Source organism: Pseudomonas sp. (assembly GCF_050739655.1).
Classification (GTDB): domain Bacteria; phylum Pseudomonadota; class Gammaproteobacteria; order Pseudomonadales; family Pseudomonadaceae; genus Aquipseudomonas.
The window spans coordinates 1-1772 of sequence record NZ_JBOIBY010000058.1 but is presented as its reverse complement, the minus strand read 5'-3'; the positions used below and the strand labels follow the sequence as shown (position 1 = coordinate 1772).

Here is a 1772-nt window from a genome sequence, read left to right as displayed (position 1 = left end):
CCATGTTGATGCTGTCGTCCACCGCCATGGCCAGGCCGGTACCCATACGGGTGCCCACCTTGGCGATGCCGCCGGCGTACATTTGTGCGTCCAGGTGCTCCGGCAACAGGAAGCCGGTACCGGCGCCGCCTGGCTGCCAGGCCTTGAGCTTGTAACCGTCGCGCATGCCGCCAGCGTAGTCTTCGAACAGTTCGCGACCGGTGACGCCAAATGGCAGTTCCCACAGGCCCGGATTCTTGACCTTGCCGGAGAAGCCCATGAGCTTGGTGCCCATGTCTTCGCTGCCTTCACGGGCCAACGATTTGTACCAGTCCACGCCGTCGGCGATGATCGCCGGCACGTTGCACAGGGTCTCGACGTTGTTCACGCAGGTCGGCTTGCCCCATACGCCAACGGCGGCAGGGAAGGGCGGCTTGGAGCGCGGGTTGGCGCGGCGGCCTTCGAGGGAGTTGATCAGTGCGGTTTCCTCACCGCAGATGTAACGCCCGGCGCCAGTGTGGACGAACAGCTCGAAGTCGAAGCCGCTGCCCAGGATGTTCTTGCCCAAAAGGCCTGCTGCCTTGGCTTCTTCCACGGCACGGTTCAGGTGCTTGGCGGCGGTGGTGTACTCGCCACGCAGGAAGATGTAGCCCCGGTAGGTTTTCAGCGCACGGGCGCTGATCAGCATGCCTTCGATCAGCAGATGGGGCAGTTGCTCCATCAGCATGCGGTCTTTCCAGGTGTTGGGCTCCATTTCATCCGCGTTGCACAGCAGGTAGCGGATGTTGATGGATTCGTCTTTGGGCATCAGGCCCCACTTCACGCCAGTGGGGAAGCCTGCACCGCCGCGGCCTTTGAGGCCTGCGTCTTTCACGGTCTGGACGATGTCGTCCTGAGCCATGTCGGCGAAGGCTTTGCGCGCAGCGGCGTAACCGTTCTTGGCCTGGTACTCGTCGAGCCAGACGGCTTCGCCGTCGTCACGCAGACGCCAGGTGAGCGGGTGAGTCTCGGCCGAACGCTTGATGCGGTTGGCAGGACCGAAGGAAGTCAGGGTCATACGTAGCCCTCGAGCAATTTGGCAACGCCTGCGGGCTGCACATCACCGAACGTATCGTCGTCGATCATCAGCGCCGGCGCCTTGTCGCAGTTGCCGAGGCAGCAGACCGGCAGCAGGGTGAAGCGACCATCGGTGGTGGTCTGACCCAGGCCGATGCCCAGCTTGCTCTGGATTTCGCTGACCACGGACTCGTGGCCGCCGATGTAGCAGACCATGCTGTCGCAGACGCGAATGATGTGACGGCCGACCGGCTGACGGAAGATCTGACTATAGAACGTCGCAACGCCTTCAACGTCGCTGGCCGGGATGCCGAGGATCTCGCCGATGGCGTACAAGGCGCCGTCCGGCACCCAGCCGCGTTCCTTCTGGACGATCTTCAGGGCTTCGATCGACGCCGCGCGCGGGTCTTCGTAGTGATGCAGCTCGTGCTCGATGGCCGAGCGCTCGGTTTCACTCAAGGTGAAACGGTCTGTCTGGATAAGCGTGCTGTTCATGCTTAGCGGTCCACGTCGGCCATAACGAAATCGATACTACCCAGGTACGCGATCAAGTCCGCGACCATGCTGCCTTTGATCACCGAAGGGATCTGCTGCAGGTGCGGGAAGCTTGGGGTACGAATCCGGGTGCGGTAGCTCATGGTGCCGCCATCGCTCGTCAGGTAATAACTGTTGATGCCCTTGGTCGCTTCGATCATCTGGAAGGATTCGTTGGCCGGCATGACCGGGCCCCACGAAAC

At 62.3% G+C, this 1772-nt stretch carries 2 protein-coding genes and 1 pseudogene; all 3 read right to left on the bottom strand.

Annotation, left to right across the window (positions count from 1 at the left end; all coding sequences use genetic code 11):
- The coding region (locus ACRESJ_RS03320; protein ID WP_431756626.1) for an NADH-quinone oxidoreductase subunit NuoF at positions 1–1036 on the bottom strand (1036 nt) is incomplete at its 3' end.
- Complete coding sequence (nuoE, locus tag ACRESJ_RS03315; protein WP_008053447.1) at positions 1033–1530, bottom strand: NADH-quinone oxidoreductase subunit NuoE; 498 nt, start codon at positions 1528–1530, stop codon at positions 1033–1035. The genes nuoE and ACRESJ_RS03320, both read right to left, overlap by 4 nt.
- Before the next feature lie 2 nt (positions 1531–1532).
- Positions 1533–1772 (bottom strand): annotated as a pseudogene (locus tag ACRESJ_RS03310) (NADH-quinone oxidoreductase subunit C/D); the annotation flags it as partial.

Excerpts from the sequence above, each read along its gene's own strand:
- nuoE (WP_008053447.1), bottom strand. The coding sequence starts at position 1,530 with ATGAACAGCACGCTTATCCAGACAGACCGTTTCACCTTGAGTGAAACC.